The organism is Bradyrhizobium sp. SZCCT0148, from assembly GCF_018129985.1.
In the GTDB taxonomy this organism is placed as follows: Bacteria; Pseudomonadota; Alphaproteobacteria; order Rhizobiales; family Xanthobacteraceae; genus Bradyrhizobium; species Bradyrhizobium japonicum_H.
Map to the genome: position 1 here is coordinate 810,714 of NZ_JAFCKT010000001.1, position 26,674 is coordinate 837,387.

Annotated in this window: 29 protein-coding genes; 18 read left to right on the forward strand and 11 right to left on the reverse strand. The window is 65.2% G+C overall.

Features of this window, described 5'->3' with window-relative positions; genetic code table 11:
* Window positions 1–79 precede the first annotated feature (79 nt).
* From tatB to surE, 5 genes are all read left to right on the forward strand, one after another.
* The gene (gene tatB / locus JQ580_RS03880; RefSeq protein ID WP_212278385.1) at window positions 80–583 is read left to right on the forward strand and encodes a Sec-independent protein translocase protein TatB; all 504 of its coding nucleotides are present in this window, start codon (window positions 80–82) and stop codon (window positions 581–583) included.
* Entirely contained in the window at window positions 580–1,392 is an 813-nt protein-coding gene (gene tatC / locus JQ580_RS03885; RefSeq protein ID WP_212278386.1) for a twin-arginine translocase subunit TatC, read from the forward strand. The genes tatB and tatC overlap by 4 nt, the downstream gene beginning before the upstream one ends.
* A gap of 137 nt (window positions 1,393–1,529) precedes the next feature.
* The gene (serS, locus tag JQ580_RS03890) at window positions 1,530–2,861 is read left to right on the forward strand and encodes a serine--tRNA ligase (RefSeq protein ID WP_212278387.1); all 1,332 of its coding nucleotides are present in this window, start codon (window positions 1,530–1,532) and stop codon (window positions 2,859–2,861) included.
* A gap of 76 nt (window positions 2,862–2,937) precedes the next feature.
* Window positions 2,938–3,300 carry a hypothetical protein gene (locus JQ580_RS03895; protein WP_212278388.1) on the forward strand — a complete coding sequence of 121 codons (363 nt, stop codon included), beginning with the start codon at window positions 2,938–2,940 and terminating at the stop codon, window positions 3,298–3,300.
* A gap of 102 nt (window positions 3,301–3,402) precedes the next feature.
* The gene (surE, locus tag JQ580_RS03900) at window positions 3,403–4,170 is read left to right on the forward strand and encodes a 5'/3'-nucleotidase SurE (RefSeq protein WP_212278389.1); all 768 of its coding nucleotides are present in this window, start codon (window positions 3,403–3,405) and stop codon (window positions 4,168–4,170) included.
* Between the two features lie 3 nt (window positions 4,171–4,173).
* On the opposite strand, the gene JQ580_RS03905 is transcribed toward surE, so the two are convergent.
* A complete protein-coding gene (locus tag JQ580_RS03905; protein WP_212278390.1) occupies window positions 4,174–4,545 on the reverse strand; it encodes a response regulator in 372 nt (123 codons plus the stop codon).
* A 229-nt stretch (window positions 4,546–4,774) separates the two neighbouring features.
* Here JQ580_RS03905 and JQ580_RS03910 point away from each other — a divergent pair, with 229 nt between their 5' ends.
* Together JQ580_RS03910 and JQ580_RS03915 are read left to right on the forward strand one after the other, a co-directional pair.
* Entirely contained in the window at window positions 4,775–5,425 is a 651-nt protein-coding gene (locus JQ580_RS03910; protein WP_212278391.1) for a protein-L-isoaspartate(D-aspartate) O-methyltransferase, read from the forward strand.
* A 109-nt stretch (window positions 5,426–5,534) separates the two neighbouring features.
* Window positions 5,535–6,929 (forward strand): LysM peptidoglycan-binding domain-containing M23 family metallopeptidase, encoded by a 1,395-nt coding sequence (locus JQ580_RS03915; RefSeq protein WP_212278392.1) that lies wholly within the window; start codon window positions 5,535–5,537, stop codon window positions 6,927–6,929.
* Between the two features lie 163 nt (window positions 6,930–7,092).
* Here the strand turns inward: JQ580_RS03915 and JQ580_RS03920 are convergent, their stop codons facing one another.
* Window positions 7,093–8,085 carry an ATP-binding protein gene (locus JQ580_RS03920; protein ID WP_212278393.1) on the reverse strand — a complete coding sequence of 331 codons (993 nt, stop codon included), beginning with the start codon at window positions 8,083–8,085 and terminating at the stop codon, window positions 7,093–7,095.
* 181 nt (window positions 8,086–8,266) lie between these two features.
* Here JQ580_RS03920 and yajC point away from each other — a divergent pair, with 181 nt between their 5' ends.
* Genes yajC through JQ580_RS03950 form a run of 6 tightly spaced genes read left to right on the forward strand, consistent with a single transcriptional unit; the run spans window position 8,267 to window position 13,917 of the window.
* Complete coding sequence (gene yajC, locus JQ580_RS03925) at window positions 8,267–8,644, forward strand: preprotein translocase subunit YajC (protein WP_212278394.1); 378 nt, start codon at window positions 8,267–8,269, stop codon at window positions 8,642–8,644.
* Window positions 8,645–8,691: 47 nt separating this feature from the next.
* The gene (gene secD, locus JQ580_RS03930; protein WP_212278395.1) at window positions 8,692–10,293 is read left to right on the forward strand and encodes a protein translocase subunit SecD; all 1,602 of its coding nucleotides are present in this window, start codon (window positions 8,692–8,694) and stop codon (window positions 10,291–10,293) included.
* Between the two features lie 10 nt (window positions 10,294–10,303).
* On the forward strand, window positions 10,304–11,323 hold the full coding sequence (gene secF, locus JQ580_RS03935) for a protein translocase subunit SecF (protein ID WP_212278396.1): 1,020 nt from the start codon (window positions 10,304–10,306) through the stop codon (window positions 11,321–11,323).
* Window positions 11,324–11,383: 60 nt separating this feature from the next.
* Window positions 11,384–11,767: an Mth938-like domain-containing protein gene (locus tag JQ580_RS03940; RefSeq protein WP_212278397.1), complete on the forward strand. Its 384-nt coding sequence runs from the start codon at window positions 11,384–11,386 to the stop codon at window positions 11,765–11,767.
* Window positions 11,764–12,627 carry a phytoene/squalene synthase family protein gene (locus JQ580_RS03945; protein WP_212278398.1) on the forward strand — a complete coding sequence of 288 codons (864 nt, stop codon included), beginning with the start codon at window positions 11,764–11,766 and terminating at the stop codon, window positions 12,625–12,627. Before JQ580_RS03940 ends, JQ580_RS03945 begins: the two co-directional genes overlap by 4 nt.
* Window positions 12,628–12,672: 45 nt before the next feature.
* Complete coding sequence (locus JQ580_RS03950) at window positions 12,673–13,917, forward strand: threonine ammonia-lyase (RefSeq protein ID WP_212278399.1); 1,245 nt, start codon at window positions 12,673–12,675, stop codon at window positions 13,915–13,917.
* Between the two features lie 10 nt (window positions 13,918–13,927).
* Here the strand turns inward: JQ580_RS03950 and JQ580_RS03955 are convergent, their stop codons facing one another.
* The 7 genes from JQ580_RS03955 to JQ580_RS03985 all read right to left on the reverse strand — a co-directional run bounded on the left by JQ580_RS03955 (window position 13,928) and on the right by JQ580_RS03985 (window position 20,952).
* Window positions 13,928–15,106: an aminotransferase class V-fold PLP-dependent enzyme gene (locus JQ580_RS03955; RefSeq protein WP_212279191.1), complete on the reverse strand. Its 1,179-nt coding sequence runs from the start codon at window positions 15,104–15,106 to the stop codon at window positions 13,928–13,930.
* Between the two features lie 91 nt (window positions 15,107–15,197).
* Window positions 15,198–15,758, reverse strand: coding sequence for a CAP domain-containing protein (locus tag JQ580_RS03960; RefSeq protein ID WP_212278400.1), 561 nt, complete (start codon window positions 15,756–15,758; stop codon window positions 15,198–15,200).
* A gap of 91 nt (window positions 15,759–15,849) precedes the next feature.
* The gene (locus JQ580_RS03965; RefSeq protein WP_212278401.1) at window positions 15,850–16,944 is read right to left on the reverse strand and encodes a serine/threonine protein kinase; all 1,095 of its coding nucleotides are present in this window, start codon (window positions 16,942–16,944) and stop codon (window positions 15,850–15,852) included.
* Between the two features lie 7 nt (window positions 16,945–16,951).
* Window positions 16,952–18,379 (reverse strand): methylenetetrahydrofolate--tRNA-(uracil(54)-C(5))-methyltransferase (FADH(2)-oxidizing) TrmFO, encoded by a 1,428-nt coding sequence (gene trmFO, locus JQ580_RS03970; protein ID WP_212278402.1) that lies wholly within the window; start codon window positions 18,377–18,379, stop codon window positions 16,952–16,954.
* Window positions 18,380–18,506: 127 nt separating this feature from the next.
* On the reverse strand, window positions 18,507–18,659 hold the full coding sequence (locus tag JQ580_RS03975) for a DUF1127 domain-containing protein (RefSeq protein WP_007590701.1): 153 nt from the start codon (window positions 18,657–18,659) through the stop codon (window positions 18,507–18,509).
* Between the two features lie 444 nt (window positions 18,660–19,103).
* Entirely contained in the window at window positions 19,104–19,928 is an 825-nt protein-coding gene (locus JQ580_RS03980) for a lytic murein transglycosylase (protein ID WP_212278403.1), read from the reverse strand.
* 115 nt (window positions 19,929–20,043) lie between these two features.
* Window positions 20,044–20,952, reverse strand: a complete 909-nt coding sequence (locus JQ580_RS03985; RefSeq protein WP_212278404.1) for a DUF2189 domain-containing protein — start codon at window positions 20,950–20,952, stop codon at window positions 20,044–20,046.
* A 335-nt stretch (window positions 20,953–21,287) separates the two neighbouring features.
* Here JQ580_RS03985 and JQ580_RS03990 point away from each other — a divergent pair, with 335 nt between their 5' ends.
* On the forward strand, window positions 21,288–21,680 hold the full coding sequence (locus JQ580_RS03990) for a DUF3597 domain-containing protein (protein WP_212278405.1): 393 nt from the start codon (window positions 21,288–21,290) through the stop codon (window positions 21,678–21,680).
* A 59-nt stretch (window positions 21,681–21,739) separates the two neighbouring features.
* Here JQ580_RS03990 and JQ580_RS03995 read toward each other — a convergent pair whose 3' ends face one another.
* A complete protein-coding gene (locus tag JQ580_RS03995) occupies window positions 21,740–22,015 on the reverse strand; it encodes a GNAT family N-acetyltransferase (RefSeq protein ID WP_212278406.1) in 276 nt (91 codons plus the stop codon).
* 98 nt (window positions 22,016–22,113) lie between these two features.
* Here JQ580_RS03995 and JQ580_RS04000 point away from each other — a divergent pair, with 98 nt between their 5' ends.
* The gene (locus tag JQ580_RS04000; RefSeq protein ID WP_212278407.1) at window positions 22,114–23,046 is read left to right on the forward strand and encodes a tetratricopeptide repeat protein; all 933 of its coding nucleotides are present in this window, start codon (window positions 22,114–22,116) and stop codon (window positions 23,044–23,046) included.
* A gap of 10 nt (window positions 23,047–23,056) precedes the next feature.
* On the opposite strand, the gene JQ580_RS04005 is transcribed toward JQ580_RS04000, so the two are convergent.
* Complete coding sequence (locus tag JQ580_RS04005) at window positions 23,057–23,416, reverse strand: hypothetical protein (protein WP_212278408.1); 360 nt, start codon at window positions 23,414–23,416, stop codon at window positions 23,057–23,059.
* A gap of 94 nt (window positions 23,417–23,510) precedes the next feature.
* Here JQ580_RS04005 and JQ580_RS04010 point away from each other — a divergent pair, with 94 nt between their 5' ends.
* The 3 genes from JQ580_RS04010 to JQ580_RS04020 all read left to right on the forward strand — a co-directional run bounded on the left by JQ580_RS04010 (window position 23,511) and on the right by JQ580_RS04020 (window position 26,591).
* On the forward strand, window positions 23,511–24,008 hold the full coding sequence (locus JQ580_RS04010; RefSeq protein WP_212278409.1) for a hypothetical protein: 498 nt from the start codon (window positions 23,511–23,513) through the stop codon (window positions 24,006–24,008).
* Between the two features lie 105 nt (window positions 24,009–24,113).
* On the forward strand, window positions 24,114–25,721 hold the full coding sequence (locus tag JQ580_RS04015; RefSeq protein ID WP_212278410.1) for an acyl-CoA synthetase: 1,608 nt from the start codon (window positions 24,114–24,116) through the stop codon (window positions 25,719–25,721).
* Window positions 25,722–25,730: 9 nt separating this feature from the next.
* On the forward strand, window positions 25,731–26,591 hold the full coding sequence (locus JQ580_RS04020) for a PCC domain-containing protein (protein ID WP_212278411.1): 861 nt from the start codon (window positions 25,731–25,733) through the stop codon (window positions 26,589–26,591).
* The last annotated feature ends 83 nt before the right edge of the window (window positions 26,592–26,674 follow it).

Genomic DNA, 26,674 nt, shown 5'->3' on the forward strand with positions numbered 1-26,674 from the left:
CACGCGAGACGCGGGGTGCGGCCCGATCCTGCGCGCAAGGGATTGGGCCGGCTGCGGCTTCGCGTGAACGGAAGACCTCATGTTCGACATCGGGTGGAGTGAACTGGTCCTGATCGGGGTCGTGGCCCTGATCGCCATTGGCCCGAAAGAGCTACCGGGCGTGCTGCGCATGGTCGGCCAGTGGATGGGCAAGGCCCGCAAGATGGCCGCCGAATTCCAGGGCCAATTCCAGGAAGCGATGCGCGAGGCCGAAATGGCCGACCTCAAGAAGAGCTTCGACGAGGTCAAGGAAGCCGCGACCGGCTTCACCAGCAACAATCCGCTGACCTCGCTCCAGAAGGACGTCAGCGACGCGCTGCGCGTCGATGCGCTGGACAAGCCGGCCGAGACGCCTGCGACTGCAGCTATCGAGCCGCCGACGACGCCCACCACCCCGGAAGCGCCGACGCCCGCGACCTTCATGGAAGCCGAGGCGCATGCGGCTGCCAACGAGCCGCTCGTGATCACCCGGGAGGTCGAGCAGGCAGCAGTCGCGCAGGACACCGCGCCATCCGAAGCGATCAAGGACGCCAAAGCGTCATGACCGACGCCGATATCGAGGCCAGCAAAGCCCCGCTGATGGACCATCTGATCGAGCTGCGTTCGCGGCTGATCAAGGCGCTGCTCGGCTTCGGCATTGCGTTCATCTTCTGCTTCTTCTTCGCCAAGCAGATCTACAACGTGCTGGTCTGGCCGTTCGTGTGGGTCGCGGGTCCGGAGAATTCCAAGTTCATCTACACGGCGCTCCTGGAATATTTCATCACCCAGCTCAAGCTCGCGCTGTTCGGCGCCGGCTTCATCTCTTTCCCGGTCATTGCGACGCAGATCTACGGATTCGTGGCGCCGGGCCTTTACAAGCACGAGAAGCAGGCCTTCCTGCCGTATCTGGTCGCGACTCCCTTCTTCTTCGTGCTCGGCTCGGCACTGGTCTACTTCGTCGTGCTGCCGATGCTGGTGCGGTTTTCGCTCGGCATGCAGCAGGCCGGCAGCGACGAGACCGCGCAGATCCAGCTCTTGCCCAAGGTCGGCGAATATCTGTCGCTGATGATGTCGCTGATCTTCGCCTTCGGCATCGCCTTCCAGCTCCCGGTGATCCTGACCCTGCTCGGCCGCATCGGCATCGTCACCTCGAAGATGCTGCGCGAGAAGCGACGCTATTTCATCGTCATCGCCTTCGTCATCGCGGCCGTGCTGACGCCTCCGGACGTGCTCAGCCAGTGCTCGCTCGCGTTCCCCTTGCTGCTGCTCTACGAGGGCTCGATCATCGCGGTGGGGATGGTTGAGAAGAAGATGGCGGCGACACAGGGCTCGACCGGTACGGACGTGTCGACGCCGGCCAATCCGGCGGAGTAGGGCGCTTCAGCTCTATCATCGCCCTGTTCAGCCAAGGATTCGTCATGCCCGGGCTTGACCCGGGCATCCACGACTTGATCTAAGGCGGCAGACACGTGGATGGCCGGGATCAACCCGGCCATGACGGGAAGACAGCCATGCACGACATCAAAGCGATCCGCGACAATCCGCAAGCCTTCGACGCCGGCCTTGCCCGGCGAGGCCTGAAGCCGATGTCGGCCGCGCTGCTCGCGATCGACGAGACGCGGCGCGCGGCGATCCTGGCGTCCGAGCAGGCGCAGGCGCGACGCAATGCGGCCTCCAAGGAAATCGGCGACGCCAAGAAGGCCAAGGACGACGCGCGCGCGGCCAAGCTGATGGCCGAAGTGGCCGAGCTCAAGACCACGATGCCTGAGCTCGAAGCCGCCGCGAAAGCCGCGGACGACGAGCTGGCGAAAGAGCTGTCCGCGATCCCGAACATTCCGTTCGACGACGTGCCCGACGGCGTCGACGAGCACGGCAACGTGCAGCGCCATGTGTTCGGCAACAAGCGTGACTACGGCTTCGCGCCGAAGCTGCATGACGATCTCGGCACCGCGCTCGGTGACATGGATTTCGAGGCGGCGGCAAAGCTCTCCGGCGCGCGCTTCGTCGTGCTGAAGAGGGGACTGGCGCGGCTCGAGCGCGCGCTCGGCCAGTTCATGCTGAACCTGCATGTCGACGAGCACGGTTATACCGAGATCAATCCGCCGCTGCTGGTGCGCAACGAGATCATGTTCGGCACCGGACAATTGCCGAAATTCGAAGACGATCAGTTCTGGGCGATCAAGGGCGAGCTCCTTGCGTCGCCCGACCAGGAGCGGCTGAGGACGGAGCGCCTCGGCCTGATTCCGACCGCGGAGGTCTCGCTCACCAATCTCGCGCGTGAATCCATCCTCGACGAGAAGCAGCTGCCGATGCGGCTCACCGCGCTGACACCGTGCTTCCGTGCCGAGGCGGGCGCTGCGGGACGCGACACCCGCGGCATGATCCGCCAGCACCAGTTCACCAAGGTCGAGCTGGTCTCCATCACGACGCCGGAGACCAGCAGGGACGAGCACGAGCGCATGCTCGCCTGCGCCGAGGAAGTGCTGCGCCGACTCGACCTGCATTATCGCGTGATGACGCTTTGCGCGGGGGATATGGGCTTCTCGTCGCAAAAAACCTACGACATCGAGGTCTGGATGCCGGGCCAGGGCGAGGGCGGTGCGTTCCGCGAGATCTCGAGCTGCTCGGTCTGCAGCGATTTCCAGGCCCGCCGCATGGACGCGCGCTCGCGCGGTCCCGACGGCAAGCCGCGTTTCGTCCACACGCTGAACGGTTCTGGCACCGCGCTCGGCCGCGCGCTGATCGCGGTGATGGAGACCTATCAGCAGGAGGACGGCTCGATTGCCGTTCCCGACGTGCTGCAGCCCTATATGGGCGGCGTGAAGGTGATCGGGCGCGACTAACGCTGTAAACCATTGGTTGCGTGGATCAGGCGGCCGGCTATCCTGCCGGCCTCCGGACAACGCGAACCCACCGTTCATGGCCTTGCACCGCGATATCTTCTGGGTTGGCCGACAATGGGCGGTGACGGGGGCCGGAATCCAGGCCGTCGATCAGCGCCTGCGCGGCGTGCTCGACATCGAGATTGTGCGGCTCTGGGACGCCGATTTCGTGCAGAGCCGGCGGGCCAAGCCCGGTGTCAATGCTGCCGACTTCGACAAGGCGCTGACGGTGGCCCGCGAACGCTTTCCGCGAGAGCCGGAGCCGGACGCGCTCGTTGCGGAATTGGAGGCGCTCGGCGTGATCGAGGCGCCGATCGTCAGTCCGGCGGTGCCGGCGATGACGCTGCATGCGGAAGGCCGGCTGGCGCGCTTCCTGCCGCAATGGCGCATCCGACGCTAACTCATGGGTTCAGGCCGGTCCCCCGGATCAGCCGGTTTGCCTGATCGGCCGCAGCCCTATAAGACGGCTCAAACCCGCTTTTTTTTGGAATCGGCCCTTCGCATGCGCATTCTCTGCACCAATGACGACGGCATTCACGCCCCCGGCCTCAAAGTGGTCGAGGAGATCGCGCGCGCGCTGTCCGACGACGTTTGGGTGGTGGCGCCCGAACTCGACCAGTCCGGCGTGTCGCATTCGCTGTCGCTGAACGATCCCTTGCGCCTGCGCGAAGTCGGGCCGCGGCACTTCGCCGTGCGCGGCACACCGACCGACTGCGTCATCATGGGCGCGCGCCATATCCTCGGGACCAAGCTGCCCGATATCGTGCTGTCCGGTGTCAACAAGGGCCGCAACGTCGCCGAGGACGTGGTTTATTCCGGCACCATCGCGGGCGCGCTGGAGGGCACCATCCTGGGGTTGCCGTCATTCGCGCTGTCTCAGGAGTTCAGCGTCGAGACCCGCGAGCGCCCGCCATGGGACACTGCGCGCAAATTCGGGCCCGACATCCTGCGCAAGGTGATCGCCGCAGGCATTCCGAAGGACACCGTCATCAACGTCAACTTCCCCTCCTGTGCACCGGAGGACGTGCTCGGCATCCGCGTCACGCGCCAGGGCAAGCGCAATCTCGGCTTCTTGCGCATCGACGAGCGCAAGGACGGCCGCAACAATCCGTATTTCTGGATCGGGTTCGAGCGCTCCGCGATGCTGGACACGCCAGCCGACGGCACTGATTTGGCGGCGCTGCGCGAGCGCTATGTCTCGGTCACGCCGCTCCGGCTCGACCGCACCAACGAAGCGTTTTCGGAAGAGCTCCGCGCGACGCTGAAATAGCGCCTAGCCGCCGCGAAGGGCGGCTTCGATGGTCTTGCTGAGCGCGTCGAGCTGGAACGGCTTCTGGAGCGCCGGCCGGTCGCGGTACTGCTCGGGCAGCCCGGAGGAACCATAGCCGGTGGCGAAGATGAACGGACAGCCTTTCGCCTTGATCACGTCGGCGACCGGCGAGATCACCTTGCCGTTGACGTTGACGTCGAGAATGGCGATGTCGAATTCGGTCGCCTGGGCGAGACGCATGGCCTCGGGGATGTCGCCCGCCTCAGCTGCGACCTTGTAGCCGAGCTCTTCGAGCATGTCCGCGACCATCATCCTGATCATCACCTCGTCTTCGACGAGGAATACAGAGCGGCCTGAAAGCCCTGTCGCGGTCATTCGTTGAGTCCCTTGCCCATTGCCAAAAACGTTCGCAGATTACACGAATTGACGCAATGCGCGTTTCGACGATCGAATACCTGAAAATGGTCATGGCGGCTCGCCCGTGGCAAGCCAATTTGTGGTCAAATGCTTCAGGCCAAGGATATCATAGGTTCCTGAGCAGGAACACGATTCTTGTATCCGGGTTGAACGTCCACCGGACCCGGCAAGACGGCACAAGCAGGCAATGACCTCCGATCAGCATCCGCCGGAAAAAATGATGTTTCAGCTCACGCTGAGGCGTCGGGGCATCAGCGACCAGGCGGTGCTGCGAACCATGGAGGCGGTGCCGCGCGAGCTTTTCGTCGACGTGGCCAATCGCGACGGCGCTTATCGGGACAGCGCGCTGCCGATCGCCTGCGGGCAGACCATCAGCCAGCCCTTCGTCGTGGCTTACATGACCGAGCAGCTCCAGCTCCAGAAGCAGCATCGCGTGCTGGAGATCGGGACAGGTTCCGGCTATCAGGCCGCCGTGCTGTCGCGGCTCGCCGGCCAGGTCCTGACGGTCGAGCGCTATCGCAAGCTTGCCGACACGGCACGCGCCAGGCTCGAAAAGCTCGAATGCCACAATGTCGAGGTGATGCTCGGCGACGGTCTCAATCTACCGCCCAATATCGGCCCGTTCGACCGCATCATCGTCACCGCCGCGTTAGAGCAGATGCCTGAGAATCTGGTGGATCGGCTCGAGGTCGGCGGCATCCTGATTGCGCCGGTCGGCCCGCATCAGGGCGTGCAGACGCTGATCCGCCTGACTCGCACCGCAGCCGGGATCGAGCGCAAGGAACTCGTCGATGTCCGCTTCGTGCCGGCGCTGCCCGGTGTGGCGCGCGAGCTTTAGATTTCCGGATCGGCTGTGCCGCCAACATCTTATTGGGAGGGTTAAGCCGTTATTTACTCGGCGCGTGTTTACTTAAAACACCAGTTCTGTTGCGTACGAGTGAGTAACCATGTCAGCTGTCGCCGAGTTGCTTTACTCGCGCCGCGTACCGCAAGTCGCGGTGCTGGCGCTGATTTCCTTCAGCTTCGCAGGGTGCAGCGCCGACATGTCGTCGCGACTGTCCCAGTCGAACTTCTCCAACCCCTTCGCCTCGGAGCAGACCGGTTCGGTGCAGCAGGCGCCGCCGCCGCAGCGCGAGCTGCCGCAATATTCGCGGCCGCAGACGCAGCCCGGTTATTATCAGTCGCAGCCCTTGCCGCCGCCGGCGGTGTCCGCACCTCAATCCTATCCCGTTGCGGGTGGTGGCGGTGTGTCCGGAGGCGGACGCGGCGTCAGCTCCTACGCGCCTCCGACGCAGCCCCATCTTGAAACCACGGCCGCGGTGCCGCCCCGTTCCGTTGCCGCGGCCCAGCCGGCCGGAGGCACCAAGATCATCGTCGGCACCAGCGACACGCTCGATCTGCTCGCCAAGCGCTACCATGTCACGCCGCAGGCGATCCTCGCTGCCAACGGCTACAAGGGGCCGCGCGCGCTCTCGCCCGGCCAGCAACTGATCATCCCGCATCCGGCTACGGCCGCTGCGTCTGCGCCTGCGCTGGCCCCCGTCGCGGCGGCTCCTGCGATGGCGCCGAAACCGGTTGCGGCTGCTGTCGCCCCGTCGACCATGCACTTCGTCAACCACGGCGACACGCTGGCCAGCATCGCCCGCAAGAACCGCATCTCGTCGGCTGAGCTCGCCCGTGCGAATGGCCTCGACCCCTCGGCCAAGCTCAAGCTCGGCACCAAGCTGACCGTGCCCGGTGCCAAGACGGTCGCCCTCGCGGCGCCGGTGGCTGCCGCACCCGTCGGGGCTGCTCCGGTTGCGGGGACGCTCCAGCCGGTTGCTGCGGCTCCCGCGCCCGCCACCCGGATGGCCGCCGCCGCGGCGCCTGTTCAAAGCGCGCGACTGGCCCAGGCCACGGCGAATGTCGAAGAGAAACCCGCCGCCGAGGCTCCGGCCAAGGCTGCCGAGACCACCAGTGCGCTGCCGACCTTCCGCTGGCCGGTGCGCGGCAAGGTGGTCACCAGCTACGGGGCCAAGACCAACGGCAAGTCCAATGACGGCATCAATCTCGCGGTGCCCGAGGGGACGCCGGTCAAGGCGGCCGAAGACGGCGTCGTCGCTTACTCCGGCAACGAGCTGAAGGGTTACGGCAATCTGGTCCTGGTTCGGCACTCCAACGGCTACGTCACCGCATATGCCCATGCGAGTGAGCTGCTGGTGAAGCGCGGCGATACCATCAAGCGCGGTCAGGTCATTGCCAAGTCGGGTCAATCCGGGGAGGTGGCGTCGCCGCAGCTCCACTTCGAAATCCGCAAGGGATCGAGCCCGGTTGACCCGCTTCAATTCCTCAACGGGGCGTGAGGCGCGGGCAGGCACGCAGTCACCACAAGCGCGGCGTCGTCGCCCGGCTTGACCGGGCGACCAAGTACGCCGCGGCCTCACGATCGATCATAACCGTGACTGGAATACTGGCTTCCCCGCTCGCGCGGGGAATGACAGTTTTGAACTGCGCTGCCGCTTTCCGCTACTTCGCCGTCAGCTTCACGCCCAGCCGTCCCGCCAGCTCCTGCACGAATTGCCAGGCGACGCGGCCCGAGCGGGAGCCGCGGGTGGTCGACCATTCCAACGCCTCGCGCTCCAGGGCCTCATCGTCGACCTTGACGCCGAAATGGCTGCAATAGCCGCGCACCATGGCGAGGTATTCGTCCTGGCTGCAGCGGTGGAAGCCGAGCCAGAGGCCGAAACGATCGGACAGTGACACCTTCTCCTCGACGGCTTCACCGGGATTGATCGCGGTCGAGCGCTCGTTCTCGATCATGTCGCGTGCCAGCAGATGGCGGCGGTTGGAGGTGGCGTAGAGGATCACATTCTCGGGCCGGCCCTCGATGCCGCCTTCGAGCACGGCCTTCAGCGATTTGTAGGAGGCGTCGTTGCCGTCGAAGGAGAGGTCGTCGATGAACACGATGAAGTTGAAGCTGGCGTCCCGGAGCTTTTCCATCAGCATCGGCAGGCTTTCGATGTCCTCGCGGTGGATCTCGATCAGCTTCAGCCTGTCGGCCGGTTTGCGCTCCGCATTGATGCTGGCGTGCGCCGCCTTCACCAGCGACGATTTGCCCATGCCACGCGCGCCCCAGAGCAGCGCATTGTTGGCGGGCAGGCCATTGGCGAAGCGCTCGGTGTTCTCCATCAGGATGTCGCGCATTCGGTCGACGCCCTTGAGCAGGAACAGCTCGACGCGGCTGACACGCGGCACCGGCGCAAGGCGGCCATCGGGGTGCCAGACATAGGCATCGGCCTCTTTGAACGACTCGCGTTCGAGGGCCGGCTTGCCCTGGGCGGACAGGTGCGCCGCAATGGTCTCCAGCGCGCGGACGATGCGCTCCTGAGAAAGGGCCGCGGATGCCTGGACGGCCACCTTGGCAGTCCCCTTGGGGCGTTTTGCCGCGACGGGGGCGGCCTTGCGGGCAGGGGTGCGGAGGCCTTTGCCGGCCGGGCTTTTGCTGAGTTTTCTGGGCATGTCCGAAGTTCCTGAAGATGCAGCCTTATCGGGCCTGACGGCGCGCCGCAAGGTGGCCAAATGAGCGGTCTGGCAGCGTTGCAATTGGGGCAATGGCCGCTATAGTCCGCGCGAATTTGACCGAACCGGTCGCCTTTAAGGGCCTGACCGGTTTTCCCCCGTGTCCACGAGGATCGTCCGAATGTTCATTACCCCTGCGTATGCCCAGGCCGCGGGCGCCGGCGACACCAACAGCATGTTGATGTCGCTGCTGCCGTTCGCCCTGATTTTCGTGATCATGTACTTCCTGATTCTGCGTCCGCAGCAGAAGAAGGTGCGCGACCACGCCGATCTCGTGAAGAACATCCGCCGCGGCGACACCGTCGTGACCTCGGGTGGCCTCGTCGGCAAGGTCACGAAGGTCGTCGATGACGACCAGATCGAGTTCGAGATTTCCGATGGCGTGCGCGTCAGGCAGATGCGCCAGATGATCTCCGGCGTGCGCGCCAAGGGCGAGCCGGCCAAGGAATCCAAGGAAAGCGCGAAGGATAGTGCCAAGGACGACGCCACCTCCAAGTGAGCGCGTCCGCGAGCATCTCAAGTCTCCTGATCTGACAGGTCCAGTCTATGTTGTATTTCACGCGGTGGAAGGCGCTCGGGATCATCCTGACGGCGCTGATCGTGTGCCTCTGCGCGGTCCCGAACTTCTTCCCCGAGGCGCAGGTCAAGACCTGGCCCGCCTGGGCGCAGCGCAGGCTCGTGCTCGGCCTCGATCTCCAGGGCGGCTCCTATCTGCTGCTCGAGGTCGATTCCAACTACGTGAAGAAGGAGCGGCTCGACCAGGTTCGTGACGACGTTCGCCGGACGCTGCGCGATGCCAAGATCGGCTTCACCGGCGGTGTGGTCGTCCGCAATGATGCCGCCGAAGTTCGCATCACCAAGGAATCCGACGTTCAGGCTGCGCTCGGCAAGCTGCGCGAACTGTCCCAGCCGCTGGGCGGCCTGATGGGATCAAGCGGTCAGCGCGACCTCGAGGTGAGCGAGGCCGGCGGCGTGATCCGCCTGACCGTTCCGCAGGCCGCGATGCTCGACCGCATGCGCAAGACCATCGAGCAGTCGATCCAGATCGTCGAGCGCCGCGTCAACGAACTCGGCACCGTCGAGCCCGTGATCCAGCGCCAGGGCAATGACCGCATCCTGGTGCAGGTGCCCGGTCTTCAGGATCCGACGCGCCTGAAGAAGCTGCTCGGCGAGACCGCGAAGATGGAATTCCGCATGGTCGACACGACCGTGTCGCCGGACCAGGCCCAACAGGGCAAGCTGCCGCCTGAGTCCGAATTGCTGATGAGCGCGTCGCCGCCGCCGACGCCCTACGTGGTCAAGAAGCAGGTGCTGGTTGCCGGCGGCGATCTGATCGATGCCCAGGCGACCTTCGACCAGCGTACGAGTGAGCCGGTCGTCAGCTTCAAGTTCAATACCTCGGGCGCGCGCAAGTTCGCGCAGGCCACGCAAGAGAATGTCGGACTGCCCTTCGCGATCGTGCTCGACAACAAGGTGATCTCTGCACCCCGGATCAACGAGCCCATCACGGGCGGGCAGGGTCAGATCTCCGGCAGCTTCACGGTCCAGTCCGCCAACGATCTCGCGATCCTGATGCGCGCCGGCGCGCTGCCGGCGCCGCTGACCGTGGTCGAGGAGCGCACCGTCGGTCCCGGCCTCGGCCAGGACTCGATCGAGAAGGGCGAGCTCGCGGCCTATGTCGGCTCGATCCTCGTCGTCGTCTTCATGCTGCTGACCTACCGGCTGTTCGGCGTGTTCGCCAACATCGCGGTGGCCATCAACGTCGCCATGATCTTCGGCCTGTTGTCGCTGCTCAACGCCACGCTGACGCTGCCCGGCATCGCCGGCATCGTGCTCACCGTCGGCATCGCGGTCGACTCCAACGTGCTGATCTACGAGCGTATCCGCGAGGAGCTGCGCGGCGGCCGCAACGCGATCTCGGCGATCGACGCCGGCTTCAAGCGGGCGCTGGCGACCATCCTCGATTCCAACATTACAACCTTCATTGCCGCCGCGGTGCTGTTCTACATCGGCACTGGCCCGGTGCGCGGCTTCGCCGTGACGCTCGGCATCGGCATCATCACCACGGTGTTCACCGCCTTCACCATGACCCGGCTGATCGTCGCCTGGTGGGTGCGGTGGAAGCGGCCGCAGAGCGTGCCGATCTAGGAGCCTGATCGTGACTCACACCGTTCTCATCGGGCTCGGCGTCCTCATCGCCATTCTCACCGTGGTCGCAGCCTTTGGCTGGCTGCCATCGCTGCGGATCGTTCCGGACGACACCCATTTCGACTTCACGCGTTTTCGCCGCATCAGCTTCCCCATCTCGGCTGTGCTGTCGATCATCGCGATCACGCTGTTCTTCACCCACGGGCTGAACCTCGGTATCGACTTCAAGGGCGGCACGCTGCTGGAGGTGCGGGCCAAGTCCGGCGCCGCCGACATCGCGGCGATGCGCACGACGCTGGAAGGCCTGCGGCTCGGCGAAATCCAGCTGCAGCAGTTCGGCGGCCCCGAGAACGTGCTGATCCGCGTTGCCGAGCAGCCCGGCGGCGACAAGGCGCAGCAGGATGCCGTGCAGAAGGTCCGTACCGCGCTCGGTGATTCCATCGAATATCGCCGCGTCGAGGTGCTCGGTCCGCGCGTCGCCGGCGAGCTCTTGGCCTACGGCATGCTCGGCCTGATGCTCGCGATCGTCTCGATCCTGATCTATCTCTGGTTCCGGTTCGAATGGCAGTTCGCGCTGGGCGCCATGATCGCCAACGTGCACGACATCGTGCTGACGATCGGCTTCATGTCGATCAGCCAGGTCGATTTCGACCTGACCAGCATTGCCGCGCTTTTGACCATCCTGGGCTATTCGCTCAACGACACCGTCGTCATCTACGACCGCATTCGCGAAATGCTGCGGCGTTACAAGAAGATGCCGATGCCGCAGTTGCTCAACGAGTCGATCAACTCGACGCTGTCGCGCTCGATCATCACCCACTTCACGGTGACGCTGGCCCTGTTGGCGCTGCTCCTGTTCGGCGGGCACGCGATCCACAGCTTCACCGCGGTGATGATGTTCGGCGTGGTGCTGGTCGGCACCTACACCTCGATCTTCATCGCGGCGCCGATCCTGATCTATCTCGGCGTCGGAGAGCATCGCGAGGATGCGTCCGATACGGCTACGCCGGCGAAGAAAAGCAAGGCATGATCCGAACCGCATGCCCTCGCAGGCGTTTGCGAGGGCGGTAAGCTCATTCGGACGAAGCTCATGGCCGGAGATCCCAACGCACCGCATTTCCCGCGCTCGGCGCCGATCGACGCCTATGGCAAGGGCCGCTTCGCCTTTGCCGGCATGTCGCATCGGGGATCGCTGCTGTGTCTGCCCGACGCGATCTGGGCCTGGGACGTGACGGATCCCGCGAAAATCGACCGCTATTCGCTGGACCGGGTGTTCGCGGCCGCCAACAGCATCGACACGCTCCTGATCGGCACCGGAACCGGGGTCTGGCTGCCGCCGCCGGCGTTGCGCCAGGCGCTCAAGGCGGCGAGGGTGGTGCTGGACACGATGCAGACCGGCCCCGCCGTGCGCACCTACAACATCATGATCGGCGAACGGCGGCGGGTCGCGGCTGCGCTGATCGCCGTGCCATGAGCGCCGCGGCAGCTCCGCCCGACAATTTGTCCTTCTGCGCCGATCTCGTGCGCAGCCACGACTTCCCGCGCTATGCCGCGACGCTGTTTGCGCCCGCTGCCGAGCGCCGAGCGCTACTGGCCCTCTACGCCTTCAACGTCGAGATCGTCCGCGTCCGCGACCAGGTGAGCCAGCCCTTGCCAGGCGAGATCCGCTTCCAATGGTGGACCGATCTGTTCTCGGGCCTGGTCCACGGCAGCGCCGAAGGCAACCCGGTCGCGGCCGAGTTGCTGCGCGCGATCCGCGATTTCGATTTGCCGGTCGGGCCGCTGTCGCTGCTGGTCGACGAGCACCAGTTCGACCTCTACAACGATCCGATGCCGACGATGGCCGCGCTGGAAGGCTATCTGGCCGCGACCTCGTCGGCGCTGTTCGATCTCGCGGCCCGGATCATGGCGCCGCCCTCGGAGGCCGTCGAACATCTCGCCCGTCATGCCGGGCTTGCGCAGGGCATCGCGCAGATCATCACGAACCTGCCGCGCGATGCCGCGCACAGGCAGCTGTTCCTGCCGCAGCAGCTGCTGGCGGACCACGATTGCGACATGGAGGCCGTGTTCGCCGGCAAGGACACGCCGGCCCTGCGCGCCGTGGTTGAGCAACTCGCGGGCGAAGCGAGGCAGCATCTCTCTACGGCCCTGTCGTTGCTGGCGGAGGTGCCGCCAGCGGCTCGTGCAGCATTTCTGCCGCTCGGACAGGTGCGGGCCGACCTCAAGCTCCTGTCACAATCCGGGCTCAATCCTTTTGCGCCGAGGCAATCGTCCCGGCTGCGCACGCTGTGGGCGCTGTGGCGGGCTTCGCGGTCGCGTGAGTTTACCAAATAGCGGCTGGCTTATCGCCTGAGCCTGCCAAATGCCGTATGCTGTCCCATGGCTGAATTGTCCCCAACCTCGCCCGTCGATCTCAGCGGTTTGCCGGTCGCCCCAAGCGACATTGCCGCCGCCGCCGAGACGATCAGGGGCGCCGTCGTCGAGACGCCCTGCAGCTACAGCCGCACGCTCAGCAGCATCTGCGGTTGCGAGATCTGGCTGAAATTCGAGAATCTCCAATTCACCTCCTCGTTCAAGGAGCGGGGCGCGCTCAACCGCCTCACCTCGCTGACGCCGGAGGAGCGCGCGCGGGGCGTGATCGCGATGTCGGCGGGCAACCACGCGCAGGGCGTCGCCTATCACGCCAAGCGGCTCGGCATTCCCGCCACCATCGTCATGCCGGTCGGCACGCCGATGGTGAAAGTCGAGAACACCCGGCATCACGGCGCGGAGGTGGTCGTCACCGGCGCGACGCTGGAGGAGGCGGCCGCGTTCGCGCGCAGCCACGGCGAAGCCAAAAGCATGATCTTCGTCCATCCCTACGACGATCCGCTTGTCATCGCGGGCCAGGGCACGATCGGGCTGGAGATGATGAGGGCCGTGCCGGAGCTCGACACGCTGGTCGTGCCGATCGGCGGCGGCGGGCTGATCAGCGGCATTGGCATCGCCGCGAAATCGATCAAGCCATCGTTGCGAATCCTGGGCGTCGAGGCCTGGCTCTATCCGTCGATGTACAATGCCATCCACACCGGCAATCTGCCGGCGCGCGGCGATACGCTGGCCGAAGGCATTGCGGTGAAATCGCCCGGCAAGATCACCACCGAGATCGTCCGCCGCCTCGTCGACGACATCGCGCTCGTCAACGAAGCCGAGCTGGAGCGCGCGCTCGCGACCTTGATCTCGATCGAGAAGACGGTCGTCGAGGGCGCCGGCGCCGCCGGCCTCGCTGCGCTGATGTCGGATCCCTCCCGCTTCGCGGGCCAGAAGGTGGGCTTGGTGCTGAGCGGCGGCAATATCGACACGCGGCTGATCGCATCCGTCCTCACCCGCGAACTTGCGCGCGAGGGGCGGTTGACCCAGCTCTCGCTCGATATCCCCGACAGGCCCGGGCAATTGGCTGCTGTGGCGGCGCTGCTCGCCGAAGCCGGCGCCAACATCATCGAGGTCTCGCACCAGCGGACTTTCTCCGATCTGCCGGCCAAGGCGACACTGCTGCAGCTCGTCATCGAGACGCGCGACAGCGCGCATCTCGACGAGGTGATGGCCAGGCTCGGCGCATCCGGACTGAGCGCGCGCTGCACGTGATCGACGGCTTCTATCGCGGCGCCAGGCTCGCGACGTGGCCGATCAGCCGATCGATCTCCGCTTCCGTGTTGTAATAATGCGGCGATGCCCGCACGACATGCGGCAACGAACGAAGTTCGGCATCGATGCGCGTGCTCGACGGATCTGAAGCACCGATGGTAATGCCCGCTGCTCCGGCACCGGCGACAATTGCGTCGGCGTCGTGCCCGTCCAGTGTGAAGCTGACGATGGCACCCGGTGCGCGGCCGAGGTCGCGAATGGTGATGCCGGGAAGGGCCGCGAGGCCGCTGCGAAGACGGCCGGCAAGCATGCGGCAGCGTTGTTCGATCGGGGCGATGCCGATCTCCAGGGCGTAATCGACGGCAGCGCCGAGCCCGAGCCGCGCCGCGTAATTGTTTTCCCAGGTCTCGAAGCGGCGAGCGTCGTCGCGCAGTCGATATTCATCTCGTGAGACCCAGGGCGCCGCGAAGTGATCGATCATCGGCGGCTCGAGCCGTTGCAGCGTCGCGCGGCGAACGTAGAGAAATCCGGTGCCGCGCGGGCCGCGCAGGAATTTGCGACCCGTGGCAGACAGCATGTCGCAGCCGAGGGCCTCGACGTCGACCGCCATCTGGCCGACCGCCTGGCAGGCGTCGAGCAGATAGGGGACGCCGTGCGCCCGCGCGATCTTGCCAACCGCTGCCGCCGGGTTGACCAGCCCGCCATTGGTCGGAACCCAGGTGATCGCGATGAGCTTGACGCGCGCGTCGATCATGCGTTCGAGCGCGTCGACGTCGAGCTCACCCCTCGCATCGCTTGGTACGACGTCGATCGTCGCGCCTGTCCTTTTGGCGACCTGAAGGAACGCGACATAGTTGGCGGCGTATTCCGCCTCGGCGGTCAGTATGCGGTCGCCCTGGCGAAACGGAAGCGAATAGAATGCCATCTGCCAGGCAACCGTCGCGTTTTCCACGAGGGCGATCTCGTCGGGTGCGGCATTGATCAGCCGCGCCACCGAGCCATAGACCGCGCCGAGCCGGTCGGCCTCGCGATCGGCGGCGGCATAGCCTCCAATTTCGCTTTCCAGATCGATATGCTGCTTCATCGCTACGACAACGGAGGTCGGCATCAGAGCCGCGCCTGCGTTGTGGAGGTATGCGAGCCGGCTGGCGGCCGGCGTGTCGGACCGAATTTGGTCGATGTCGATCACCAATTCCTCCATGTCTCGCGATCCCTGATGCAGGAATTAGACGCGCCGAAGGGGCCGGGCAAGACGTCAGGCCGGGGAGGCCGACCGAATCTCAGATGCAAAGGCCGAGCAGCTTGACGTGGCAGTTGCTGGACTTCGGCTTGCTGGCGGCCGGCGCAGCCTCGCGTTTGACGGCAACCAGCGGCTCCTTGTCCTTCTTCTTGTCCTTGCCTTTCGGCTCGTAGTCGCCGGCGATCACCATCGCCCAATAGGTACGCTTGCCGCTCGCATTTTTCGCGCTTGCGATGCCGACGCGGGAGGCGTTGTGCAGCAACAGATTCTTGCGGTGACCAGATGAGTCGATCCACTGGCCCAGCGTCTTCTCGAAACTGTCGTAGCCGTAGGCGATGTTCTCGGCGGCGCGGCCGGCGCCGGCCGGTGCGACGCGCTTGTTGAACGGGCCGAGCGCGTCATGGCTGAGGTCGTCCTTCGCCGCCATCGCACGGACCTGGTCCATGGCGATACGGTCGAGCGTTGAATCGCGGACGACGCGGACTTCGCCGTGCTTGAGGCGGAAGCTCGAGATCAAATCGGCCGGCGAGTCCGCCATCGCGGCTGTGGCGTTCAGCAGCAGAAGGCCGGCGATCATCGCGCCGATCCCACCACGCGTCATTGTCCACTGCCTGCGCATGACTCCACCGCCCCCGATTCTCCGACCGCTTCTCTATTGCCAATGTGGACGCTTCAAGGCGCGTTCCGACCCCTCAGCTCGCTGGCAAATCCGCCTCGAAATTGAAGCGGTCGCGCAGGTTCTTCCGCTGTTCCAAGATGTCCTTGAGAAAGGCGCGGTCCTGATCGTTCTTCATCATCGGCTCGATCAGGTCGAGCTGGTTCATGGCGACCAGTTGCAGGATCTCGGTACGCGGCTTGCCGTTGGCGTCGCGTGGCAGCGCGTGCACCACCTGGATATGCTCCGGCGGTTTCGGCCCCTTGGCGGCCGCAAGGTCGTTCCGCAACTGGCCTTCGAGCGTGGCCTGATCGGCTTCGACGAAAGCGTAGAGCCCGACGCCGGAGCGACGGTCGGCAAAAGCGACGATGGCGGTGTCGCGCACGGCCGGATTCTTCCGGATCAGCTCGGTCAGCACCGGTGCGTCGTTGACCAGCCTGCGACCGCCGCCCTCGCGGTCGGTGAAGTTGAACAGCCCGCGCGTGATGGCACGATAGACCTTCTTGCCGGTGGCGAGCCACAGGCTCGCGGCAAATGACTTCTTGGCGAGGATCTTTCGCTCGCGCGGCGTCAGCGCCTCGGGTGCGTAGGAGCGCTTGTGCTTGAGCAGATGGCGGAGGTCTTCATAAGCGAGGATGCGATAGAGCCGGCCGCGCCGGTCGAAGCAGGCGGCGAGCTGGAAGTCGGTGACATAGGCGAGGCCGTCGCGGCCGACCAGCCAGTTCTGTTCCTTGGCGAGATCGTTGTGGCAGATACCGGCGCGGCGTAGCCGGCGCAGCGCCGCCTTGGCCGAACGGAAATAGGCGAGGTCGCCGTGCGGCTTTGCCAGATGCAAAGCGACGCCGTCGACGAAGCCGCGCACCAGCGCACGGCGCCCGGCCCACAGCAGCTCCGGACCAACGTTGAGGCCCTTGGCGAGCGCCAGAGCATGCTTCTCGCGGGCGAACAGATGGCGCGCCAGAGGGAAAGACCACCACGGCACCTCGTCGAGCCGGCGCAGCACGGCGTCGACCTCGCCGCTCTCGCCGCGGAAGCGCCCGCGTTCGACGGTCGAGAACACGTCGCGCTTGAGCAGCACGCCCTCGGTCCAGCGCGCCGAGAGCGTCGCGGCGTCGTCTTTGGGGAGGCTCATTGCAAACTCACGCGGCTGCGGCCATGCGCAAATGATCGGCGATCCAGCGATCGAGATCGGCGAGTGCGAGAGCGCTCATCGCCTGCTTCTTGGCCACCGTCTTCTCGTTGCCGCGCAGCCGTGTGCCGTCGGGCTTCTTCGTCGGCACGCTTGCAAGCGGCGGGAACAGACCGAAATTGATGTTCATCGGCTGGAACGACCGTGTGCCGGGCTCGATGGTCTCGATATGGCCGCCGGTGATGTGGCCGAGCAGCGATCCGAGCGCGGTGGTGCCCGGCGGGCCGACAAGCGTCTCGCCGCGCGCATCCGCTGCTGCATAGAGACCGGCGATCAGGCCGACGCTGGCCGATTCCACATAGCCCTCGCAGCCCGTCATCTGGCCGGCGAAGCGCAGCCGCGGCTGCGCGCGCAGGCGCAGCTGGTGGTCGAGCAGCTTCGGCGAGTTCAGGAAGGTGTTGCGATGCAGGCCGCCGAGGCGGGCGAACTCAGCCTTCTCCAGCCCGGGGATAGTGCGGAAGATGCGCTGCTGCTCGCCGTATTTCAATTTCGTCTGGAAGCCGACGATGTTGTAGAGCGTGCCGAGCTTGTTGTCCTGGCGCAGCTGCACGATCGCGTAGGCCTTGGTCGTGGGATCGTGCGGATTGGTGAGGCCGACCGGCTTCATCGGACCGTGGCGCAGGGTCTCGGGGCCGCGCTCTGCCATCACCTCGATCGGCAGGCAGCCGTCGAAATAGGGTGTGTTGGTTTCCCACTCCTTGAATTCGGTCTTCTCGCCTGACACCAGCGCGGCGACGAAGCCGTCATACTGCTCCTTGGTCATCGGGCAGTTGATGTAGTCCGCGCCGGTGCCGCCGGGGCCGACCTTATCGTAGCGCGACTGGAACCAGGCCACCGACATGTCGATGGACTCGCGGTGCACGATCGGCGCAATCGCGTCGAAGAAGGCGAGCGCGTTTTCGTCGGTCAGTTCGCGGATCGCGTCGGCGAGCGGAGCCGACGTGAGGGGGCCGGTCGCAACGATGACGTTGCTCCAGTCCGGCGGCGGCAGGCCTGCAACCTCGCCGCGGGCGATCTGGATGAGGGGATGGTCGTTGAGCGCCTTGGTGACGGCCTCGGAGAAGCCGTCACGATCGACGGCAAGCGCGCCGCCGGCGGGCACCTGGTTGGCGTCGGCCGCGCGCATGACCAGCGAATCGAGCCGGCGCATCTCCGCGTGCAGCAGGCCGACGGCATTGTTGGCGGCGTCGTCAGAACGAAACGAATTGGAGCAGACGAGCTCGGCGAGCCCGTCGGTGCGGTGTGCCTCGGTCATGCGGGTCGGCCGCATCTCGTGCAGCACCACGGGCACGCCGGCTTTCGCCACCTGCCAAGCGGCCTCGGAGCCGGCGAGGCCGGCGCCGATCACGTGCACGATGTTGGAATGGGATCCTGTCATGGGGCGGACAGGTAGCGCTTTTCGGCGGGGAGTGGAATCGCCGAGATCGAGTTTTCTGCCACCAGATACGAGAACGCCCGCACGAGGCGGGCGCTATCGGTCCGTTCCGGTGACGGGCTGAACGATATCAGCCCTGATACTGACCAGCGGCAACGCGCGGGATGTCCGAGCGATCGAGGCCGATATCGGCCAGTTCGCGATCGCTGAGCTGGGACAGCTCGGCAACATTGCGCTGATAGTCCCGGAAGGCCTGGATCATGCGGATGAGCGAGAGCAGCATTGGTAGTCTCCTGTAGTTCGATTCAGCTCTTGCCCGAGCCTCATCGTTGAAATGAATATAGGAGAGAGTGGTGCAGTGCGAAAGTTCCGATGTTGCGATGCAGCTAAGCGACTAGCGCATACCGCAGGTAACGAACGATTAACCTCTCGCCAGTCGTGCCCAAGGCGTGAGCGATAGGAGTTCAACCAAGCGATAAGGTCCGGGAAATCACGGGCTTAACCAGCGATCATTAATCGTTATCAAGGCGAAATAAGTTGCGCTGCGATCATCGGCAAGTCGATCACTTAGCTTGTGCACCCAAGTCCCGCATGCGTGATTCGCATGGGGAGGGAGGTAATTCTCATGAATCTATGTTCATTGCTTCATGAGATTGTGTTGCTGACAGCTTCTGTCCAAGCAGAAGTGCAGCAGAACCTGGCGCCGAGGATTGCCGGTAGCAAGCCTCTAGGGAGCGCGGGCCAGCTGGGTGGCGAAATAGGCGACCGTCCTGGAATAGACATCGCTCTTGTTCCACTGCTGGAGCACCGCGAAATTCGGACTGCCCGGCTGCCAATCCTTGCCCTTCTGCCAGCCATAGCCGGCGAGATAGTTGGCAGTGGAGGCGAGCACGTCGGGCGCGTTGTGCAAGAGGTCGCGCTTGCCGTTGCCGTCGAAATCGACGGCGTATTTCATCCAGGACGACGGCATGAACTGGGTCTGGCCGAGTTCGCCGGCCCATGCGCCCTTCATCTCGGCCGGCGCGAGATCGCCGCGCTGGACGATCCTTAGCGCGTCCAGCAGTTCGGCGCGAAACTGCTCGGAGCGCCGGCAGTCATAGGCCAGTGTTGCGAGCGAGCGGATCGTGGCGAACTTGCCGGTGTTGACGCCGAAATCGGTCTCCAGGCCCCAGATCGCGACCAGGACCTCGCCGGGAACGCCGTAGGTCTGTTCGATGCGCGACAGAACCGAACCGTATTGCTTCATCCTGTTGGAGCCGCGCTCCAGACGTGGCGGCACCATGCGGCCGGAAAATTCCTCGAAGGTCTGACTGAACACTTTTTGCGAGCGGTCGCGGTTGAGCACGCTCGGATCGGGCGTCACGCCGGTGAGCGCCGATGCGATGGCCTGCTGTGAGATGCCCTTGGCCGCAGCGTCGGTTTTGAACTCCGCAAGCCAGGCATCGAAATTGCCCGAGCCGCAGGCAACCGCGGCGAACGCCGGCTGGGCGGACAGGATTGACGCGGAAATGGCGAAGGCTGCGAGGGCGAGACGAGAAATCGTCGAGGTCATTCGAGGTAATGAATTCCGTGAGATGATCGGCGCACGCAATCTCGATCGGAACCGCGGCCAAAGCAAGGCGTGCGATCCTGCCGAAGCATGGGCAGGATCGCATGTCACGAGATCGTCAGGCGTCCGTGCGGCTACGCCAGGGGAAGAGGTTGGCCGGGAAGTCGGCCGCCGGCTTGCGCGGACGTTGCGGCGGGGGCGGCACCGGACGTGCACCTGGCTCAGAGACGATCACCTTGCGGTAGAGATGCCAGGTGGCATGGCCGAGCAGGGGGATCACCACGGCAAGGCCGAGGAAGGCCGGGATCGTGCCGAGCGCGAGCATCACCGCTACGATCACGCCCCAAGCGGCCATCGACACCGGGTTCCTCGCGACCACGCGCAGCGAGGTGCTCATCGCCTCGAACGCGCCGGCATGGCGGTCCAGCATCATCGGGAACGATACGGCGCTGATGCAGAGCGCGGCGAGCGCAAACAGGAAGCCGGCGCCGCAGCCGACCACGATCAGCCACCAGCCCTGCTGCGTCGTCAGCACGCGTGTCATGAAGTCCGAGATGCCGGTGACGCCCTCGTAGCCGAACGCCGCGACATAGATCGCCTGCGCGGTCGCAACCCAGGTCACGAACAGAGCGAGCAGCAATGCGCCGAGGCCGAGCATCGCCCCGAACGAAGGCGAGCGCAGCACCTCCATCGCATTCCAGGCGCCGGCTTCCTCATAGCGTTCACGTCGGCTAGAGAGCTCATAGAGACCGAGCGCTGCGAAAGGGCCGATCAGCGCGAAGCCGGCGGCGAGCGGAAACAGCAGCGGCAGTACCGAATAGCCCAGCACCATACGGGCGAGCACGAGGCCGAGCACCGGGTAGATCACGCACAGGATGATGGCGTGGCTCGGCACGGCCTTGAAATCTTCCCAGCCGCGCCTGAGCGCATCGTGAAGGTCGGACAGCTGAATGGTTCGGATCACCGGTCCAGACGCATCCGTGGTCTGGGCCATCGTGGGGACATTGCCCTGGTAGAGTGTGGCCATGGTCGCTAGCTCCCTTGCCGAGCGGCCGAATCCGGCGCCGGCAAACGGCGCGAGCGGCCGCCATTCTCTGAAGTCCCGCGATCCCGACCAGACGCGAATTCCGGACGGCATCGCGAGCTGAAGCCGAAGCGTACGCCGATTTCCGAGTCCTGTCCCTCACGCTTGGGTGAGATTCGATGCCGCATCGCAACCTCGACGATGTCATTCGGCCGTCATTTCGCCGCAGATAAGCTGATGCTGGCAGATGGTTCGCAGAACGGGCGGGCGCAACTCAGGAACTTCGTCTATAAGTGCCATTCAAGGTCCGTCCAACGGATCCTTTTCGGGGAGCAGATATGAGTATTTTCGGGAAAATCATGAGCGCGATCTTTGGCACCCAGCCGGCCTCCGCCGCGCCCGCCGGTGGCACAGCGTCGCCCGCTGGAGCCGCGCCGAATGCTTCGGCACCCGGCGCCGCGCCCATGGCTGCGGTCGACGTGGCGGCGATCGTCGACAAGGCGGTGGCCGCGCACAAGGGCGAGAAGCTGGAATGGCGGACCTCGATCGTCGACCTCATGAAGGCGCTCGACATCGATTCCAGCCTTGCTGCGCGCAAGGATCTTGCCAAGGAACTCGGCTACACCGGCGACATGAACGACTCCGCCAGCATGAACGTCTGGCTGCACAAGCAGGTGATGTCCAAGCTCGCCGCCAATGGCGGCAAGCTGCCGCCGGAGATCAAGCACTGACAGATCGGTTGCTGCGAAGCGATCGCAAGGGCCCGCGCTTGTCGCGGGCCCTTTTGCTTTCACGCGACGAGATCCGCATCCTCCGGATGCCGCTCGAGATAGTCGACCACGAAGCCGCAGCCGGCGATCACCTTCTTGCCGTCGCGGCGGATTAGCTCCAGCGAGCCTTTCACCAGTTCGGAGCCAATGCCGCGACCGCGCAGCGCATGCGGCGTCTCGGTATGGGTGATGATGACCGCCGTCGGGGTCAGCCGGTAATTGGCGAAGGCGACGTCGCTGCCGACATCAAGTTCGAAGCGGCTCCTGTCCTTGTTGTCCCGTACCGATGCCACCATGCAAGATCCTTCCGATTGCTTTTCGCTGATCTAGGCGCCTGAACCGGCCCTTGCCAAGGTGCGACCAAGGAAGGTTGCTGCAGGGGAGATATCCGCAAATGCGTGTCCGGCTCGGTCTCATGGTGCTGCTCGCCGCGCTGGCCGCGACGGCGAGTGCTGCGGCTGAGGGCGGTCCGGCCTGGGAGGCTTGCGTGGGGCTGACCAGCACGCCGGACCAGCGGGTCAAGGCCTGCACCACCGTGATCGACACCGGGAGCGAGACCGGCAAGCGGCTCGCCGGTGCCTATTGCAATCGGGGGCATGGTCTCACCGAGAAGCGCGACCTCGAAGCCGCGCTGTCCGATCTCGACGAAGCCGTCAGGCTCGATCCGGACTATGCCTGCGCCTACAACAATCGCGGTCGCGTCTACAGCTTCAAGCGCGATTATGATCGCGCCATTGCCGATTACGACCAAGCCATCAAGCTCGATCCGTCGCTGGCGCTTGCCTACAGCAATCGCGGCGAGTCCCGCTTCAACAAGGGCGACCTCGACGGCGCCCTGGCCGATTTCGATGCGGCGATCAAGCGCGACCCGAATTACGCGCTGGCCTATGGCAATCGCGGCCTCGTCCATTACCGCAAGCGCGACATGGCCCATGCGATTGCCGACTATACGATGCGGATCAAGCTCGCGCCCGATCTGCTCGCCTATATCGATCGCGGCAACGTCTACCGGGACAGCGAGCAGCTCGACCGTGCCGCCGCAGACTATGGCGAAGCGATCCGCGTCGCACCGACCGACGCGCGCGGCTGGCGCAATCGCGGCATGATCCGCCTCTACCAGGGCGACAACAAGGGCGGCCTGTCCGACTACGACAAGGCGCTGTTGTACGATCCCTCCGACGTTTATTCCTGGAACAATCGTGGACAGGCCCGCTTGCGGCTCGGCGATAAGCAGGGCGCGATCGCCGATTTCCGGAAGGCGCTGGAGCTGAAGCCCGGTCTGGCGACCGCGCAGGACTCGTTGCGGAAGCTTGGAGCGCTGCAATAACGCGGTCTGCTCAATCGGCTGCTTTGGCGAGCCTGGAATCTTCGGGCTGCTGCGGCGGCCGCAGGCATCCCTGGCAGATGACCAGGGAGCGGTTGACCCTGGCATCCTGCTCGGCCTCGCTGGCGTCCTGTGCCTGCCACCATTCCTTTGAATGGGGCTGGAGACCGGCCTGTGATGTGTTGCGCTCGGATCGGGCGGCGGCGCGGGCCGGTCGTGAGGCTGCACGCGGCCGATTGGGATCCTCGCCCGCGCCATCCCAGGCATAACGTGCAGGCCTGAAGGCGGGATCTGAGGCGAGCTGCGCTTGCGGCCCCACGGCACATCCGGCGAGCGCCAGCGACAACAGGAGGAGGGCGGGCGCTTTGACCATGATGCGGCACTCTGTACGCGAGAACTGCGCGAGGGTGCGCCGATCATGTTTAAAATTCCCTGAACGATTGCGGCGGCGCCGGCGACAAACGCGCATGCGCTTTTTGATGTGTCTGCTCGCTCTGTTCGTCTCCGCCGCGCGTGCCGAGAATGCCAAGCCGTTCAATCCGTCCGACTATCCGCCGGGTGTGCAGACGGCGCTGCGCTACGCCAACGAGGAATGCACCGGCCAGGACGGCGGCGAGGTGACATTTGCGCCCGATACGGTTCGCAAGATCGATCTCACCGGTGACGGCCGCGACGATTACATCATCGACTTAAGCGAGACCAAATGCGGCGATCGCGAGACGACCTATTGCGGCACCGGCGGCTGCGTCATCAAGATCCTGGTGACGTTGCCCGATGGCAGCGTTCGCGAGGTGTTCGACGGCCGTGTCCGCAGCTACAAGATCGCGCCGCCGTCCGTGAAGCGCGGAGCCGCGCGCGTGATCCGGTTCGATCTGCATGGCAGCTTTTGCGGCGGTTTTGGCGCGCAGGCCTGCGTCAGGCAGAAGGCGATCTCGGCGACGCCGTTTGCGTTCAAGCAGCCGTAGGGGAGCCGTGCATCCGGCGGCCTTGCAGGGGCGCGGGCGATGGCGATAAATGGGCTGCAATGAGCCGGCGGCCGATGCGCCGTCCGCCCTCCAAGAGGAAGCCCGATGCAGCCCCTGCGCATGTCCCGCCGCGTCATGAATCTCGCTCATATGCTGACCCAGAATGCGCGGCGGCACGGCGCGCGTCCCGGTTTCGTCTGGGGTGACAGATCCTGGACCTGGCGCGAGATCGATGCGCAGGTCTCGGCGCTGGCGGCGGCGCTCGCCGCGCGCGGCATCGCCAAGGGCGACCGTATCCTGGTTCATTCCAAGAACGGCGACGAGATGTTTGTCTCGATGTTCGCCGCATTCCGGCTCGGCGCGGTCTGGGTGCCCACTAATTTTCGCCTGATGCCGGATGAGGTCACCTATCTCGCAGAGGCCTCCGGCGCCAAGGCGTTCCTGTGCCATGTCGATTTTCCCGAGCACGCGGCGGCCGTGAAGGGCGGCACGCTGGAGTTCACCTGGAGCGTCGACGGCAAGGCTTCGTTCGGCGAGCGCTCGGTTGCCGATGCCATTGCCTCGCAAGCCGGCGCCGACGTTGCGAACGTCGCTGTCGAGCACGATGATCCCTGCTGGTTCTTCTTCACGTCGGGCACGACAGGCCGCTCCAAGGCCGCGGTGCTGACCCACGGCCAGATGGGTTTTGTCGTCACCAATCATCTCGCCGATCTCACGCCCGGCGTGACAGAGAACGATGCCTCGCTGGTGGTGGCGCCGCTGTCTCATGGCGCCGGCGTGCATCAGCTGGTGCAGACCGCGCGCGGCGTCTGCACCGTCTTGCTGCCGACCGAGAAGTTTGACATCAGCGAGGCGTTCCGCCTGATCGAGGCGCATCGGGTCGCCAACCTCTTCACCGTGCCGACGATCCTGAAGATGATGGTCGAGCACCCCGCCGTCGACAAATACGATCACTCCTCGCTGCGTCACGTGATCTATGCGGGGGCGCCGATGTACCGCGAGGACCAGAAGACGGCGTTGAACAAGCTCGGCAAGGTCATTGTGCAGTATTTCGGCCTCGGCGAAGTCACCGGCAACATCACCGTGCTGCCGGCCGCGCTGCACGATCCCGAGGACGGCCCGCACGCCAAGATCGGCACCTGTGGCTTCGAGCGGACCGGCATGCAGGTCTCAATCCAGGATGACGAAGGCCGTGAGCTCGCGGCCAACCAGAGCGGCGAGATCTGCGTGATCGGGCCTGCCGTGCTCGCAGGCTATTACAACAATCCCGAGGCCAACGCGAAGGCGTTCCGCAACGGCTGGTTCCGCACCGGCGATCTCGGCCACATGGACGAGGAGGGGTTCGTCTACATCACGGGACGCGCCTCCGACATGTACATCTCCGGCGGCTCCAACATCTATCCGCGCGAAATCGAGGAGAAGATCCTGACGCATCCCGCGGTCGGCGAGGTCGCCGTGCTCGGCGTACCCGATGCGACCTGGGGCGAGGTCGGCGTCGCCGTTTGCGTGGCGCGCGAGGGCGAGAAAGCGGTGAGCGAGGCCGAGATGGCGGCGTTCCTTTCGCCCAAGGTGCCGCGCTACAAGATGCCGAAGCGCTTCTTTTTCTGGGAGGCTCTGCCGAAGTCGGGCTATGGCAAGATCCCTAAACGCATGGTGCGTGATGAACTCGAGGCGCGCGGCCTGCTCGATCTCGACAAGACGAAGGCTGGCTGAGCGCGGGTGATGCGGAATATCAAGCAGCCGGGCGCGCCCGTCGCGGAACGTATCCAATGGGTGGAGGCGAGGGGACGTGCCTTCTCGTTCACGCTTCAGGCAGGTCTGCCGTTGCTGGAAGGTGCGCGACGCGGCTTTGCGGCCGAAGGTTTTACGAGCGGCGTGCTCAACTTCCGGCACGGCGCGCTCGGGCCGTTCGCCTATGTGATGCCGGCGCTGTCGAAGACGGGGGAGAATGCCGCGTTCTACAGCGATACGTACCGGCCCGGCGGCGTGACCCGCACCAAGCTGGGCTCCATGACATTCGGCACGCGCGACGGCGCGCCGTTCTTTCATTGCCATGGGCTGTGGACGGAAGCGGACGGCAAAGCGAGCGGCGGCCACATGCTGCCGGACGAGACCGTCGTCGCCGAACCGTTCGACGTCGAGGCCTTCGGCCTCGATGGTGCGATGTTTACCGCCGAGCCCGATCCCGAGACCAACTTCAAGCTGTTCGGGCCGGTGGCTGCGGCGCGCACCGGCGCGCGCGCCACGAGCCGTGCTTTCGCGCTGCGGCTGCGTCCCAATCAGGATTTTGCCGGCTCGCTCGAAGGCTTCTGCCGCGCGCACGGTATCGCGCGCGCGAAGATCCATGGCGGCGTCGGTTCGACCATCGGCGCGCGCTTCACCCATGGCGGCGTGACCGAGCCGTTTGCAACGGAGCTTGCGGTGACGGCCGGGGAGATCGCGCCCGGGCCCGCCGGCGCGCTCGAAGCTGCGCTCGACGTCGCGCTGATCGACTACACCGGCGGCCTGGCCGAGGGGCGCCTGATCCGCGTCGACAATCCCGTGCTGATGACCATGGAGCTGGTGCTGGAGGTGCTGGACTAGTCTGGGGTTTGTTCGTCCGCCGGAAAGCCACTTCCCCGTCGTTATTGTTCCTGATATGTTCCATCGTGAGGGACCGGCGAGGA

Coding starts and splice junctions, on each gene's coding strand:
- JQ580_RS03965 (WP_212278401.1), bottom strand. CDS start 16,944: ATGAGCCTCCCCAAAGACGACGCCGCGACGCTCTCGGCGCGCTGGACC.
- JQ580_RS03910 (WP_212278391.1), top strand. CDS start 4,775: ATGACCTCCGATCAGCATCCGCCGGAAAAAATGATGTTTCAGCTCACG.
- JQ580_RS03975 (WP_007590701.1), bottom strand. CDS start 18,659: ATGCTGCTCTCGCTCATCCGCATGATCCAGGCCTTCCGGGACTATCAG.
- JQ580_RS04010 (WP_212278409.1), top strand. CDS start 23,511: ATGCGCTTTTTGATGTGTCTGCTCGCTCTGTTCGTCTCCGCCGCGCGT.
- JQ580_RS03990 (WP_212278405.1), top strand. CDS start 21,288: ATGAGTATTTTCGGGAAAATCATGAGCGCGATCTTTGGCACCCAGCCG.
- JQ580_RS03940 (WP_212278397.1), top strand. CDS start 11,384: ATGGCCGGAGATCCCAACGCACCGCATTTCCCGCGCTCGGCGCCGATC.
- JQ580_RS03895 (WP_212278388.1), top strand. CDS start 2,938: ATGGCCTTGCACCGCGATATCTTCTGGGTTGGCCGACAATGGGCGGTG.
- yajC (WP_212278394.1), top strand. CDS start 8,267: ATGTTCATTACCCCTGCGTATGCCCAGGCCGCGGGCGCCGGCGACACC.
- JQ580_RS04000 (WP_212278407.1), top strand. CDS start 22,114: ATGCGTGTCCGGCTCGGTCTCATGGTGCTGCTCGCCGCGCTGGCCGCG.
- JQ580_RS03915 (WP_212278392.1), top strand. CDS start 5,535: ATGTCAGCTGTCGCCGAGTTGCTTTACTCGCGCCGCGTACCGCAAGTC.
- JQ580_RS04005 (WP_212278408.1), bottom strand. CDS start 23,416: ATGGTCAAAGCGCCCGCCCTCCTCCTGTTGTCGCTGGCGCTCGCCGGA.
- JQ580_RS03995 (WP_212278406.1), bottom strand. CDS start 22,015: ATGGTGGCATCGGTACGGGACAACAAGGACAGGAGCCGCTTCGAACTT.
- JQ580_RS03960 (WP_212278400.1), bottom strand. CDS start 15,758: ATGACGCGTGGTGGGATCGGCGCGATGATCGCCGGCCTTCTGCTGCTG.
- surE (WP_212278389.1), top strand. CDS start 3,403: ATGCGCATTCTCTGCACCAATGACGACGGCATTCACGCCCCCGGCCTC.
- JQ580_RS04020 (WP_212278411.1), top strand. CDS start 25,731: ATGCGGAATATCAAGCAGCCGGGCGCGCCCGTCGCGGAACGTATCCAA.
- trmFO (WP_212278402.1), bottom strand. CDS start 18,379: ATGACAGGATCCCATTCCAACATCGTGCACGTGATCGGCGCCGGCCTC.
- tatC (WP_212278386.1), top strand. CDS start 580: ATGACCGACGCCGATATCGAGGCCAGCAAAGCCCCGCTGATGGACCAT.
- JQ580_RS03985 (WP_212278404.1), bottom strand. CDS start 20,952: ATGGCCACACTCTACCAGGGCAATGTCCCCACGATGGCCCAGACCACG.
- JQ580_RS03905 (WP_212278390.1), bottom strand. CDS start 4,545: ATGACCGCGACAGGGCTTTCAGGCCGCTCTGTATTCCTCGTCGAAGAC.
- JQ580_RS03950 (WP_212278399.1), top strand. CDS start 12,673: ATGGCTGAATTGTCCCCAACCTCGCCCGTCGATCTCAGCGGTTTGCCG.
- JQ580_RS03980 (WP_212278403.1), bottom strand. CDS start 19,928: ATGACCTCGACGATTTCTCGTCTCGCCCTCGCAGCCTTCGCCATTTCC.
- serS (WP_212278387.1), top strand. CDS start 1,530: ATGCACGACATCAAAGCGATCCGCGACAATCCGCAAGCCTTCGACGCC.
- secD (WP_212278395.1), top strand. CDS start 8,692: ATGTTGTATTTCACGCGGTGGAAGGCGCTCGGGATCATCCTGACGGCG.
- tatB (WP_212278385.1), top strand. CDS start 80: ATGTTCGACATCGGGTGGAGTGAACTGGTCCTGATCGGGGTCGTGGCC.
- JQ580_RS03945 (WP_212278398.1), top strand. CDS start 11,764: ATGAGCGCCGCGGCAGCTCCGCCCGACAATTTGTCCTTCTGCGCCGAT.
- JQ580_RS04015 (WP_212278410.1), top strand. CDS start 24,114: ATGCAGCCCCTGCGCATGTCCCGCCGCGTCATGAATCTCGCTCATATG.
- JQ580_RS03920 (WP_212278393.1), bottom strand. CDS start 8,085: ATGCCCAGAAAACTCAGCAAAAGCCCGGCCGGCAAAGGCCTCCGCACC.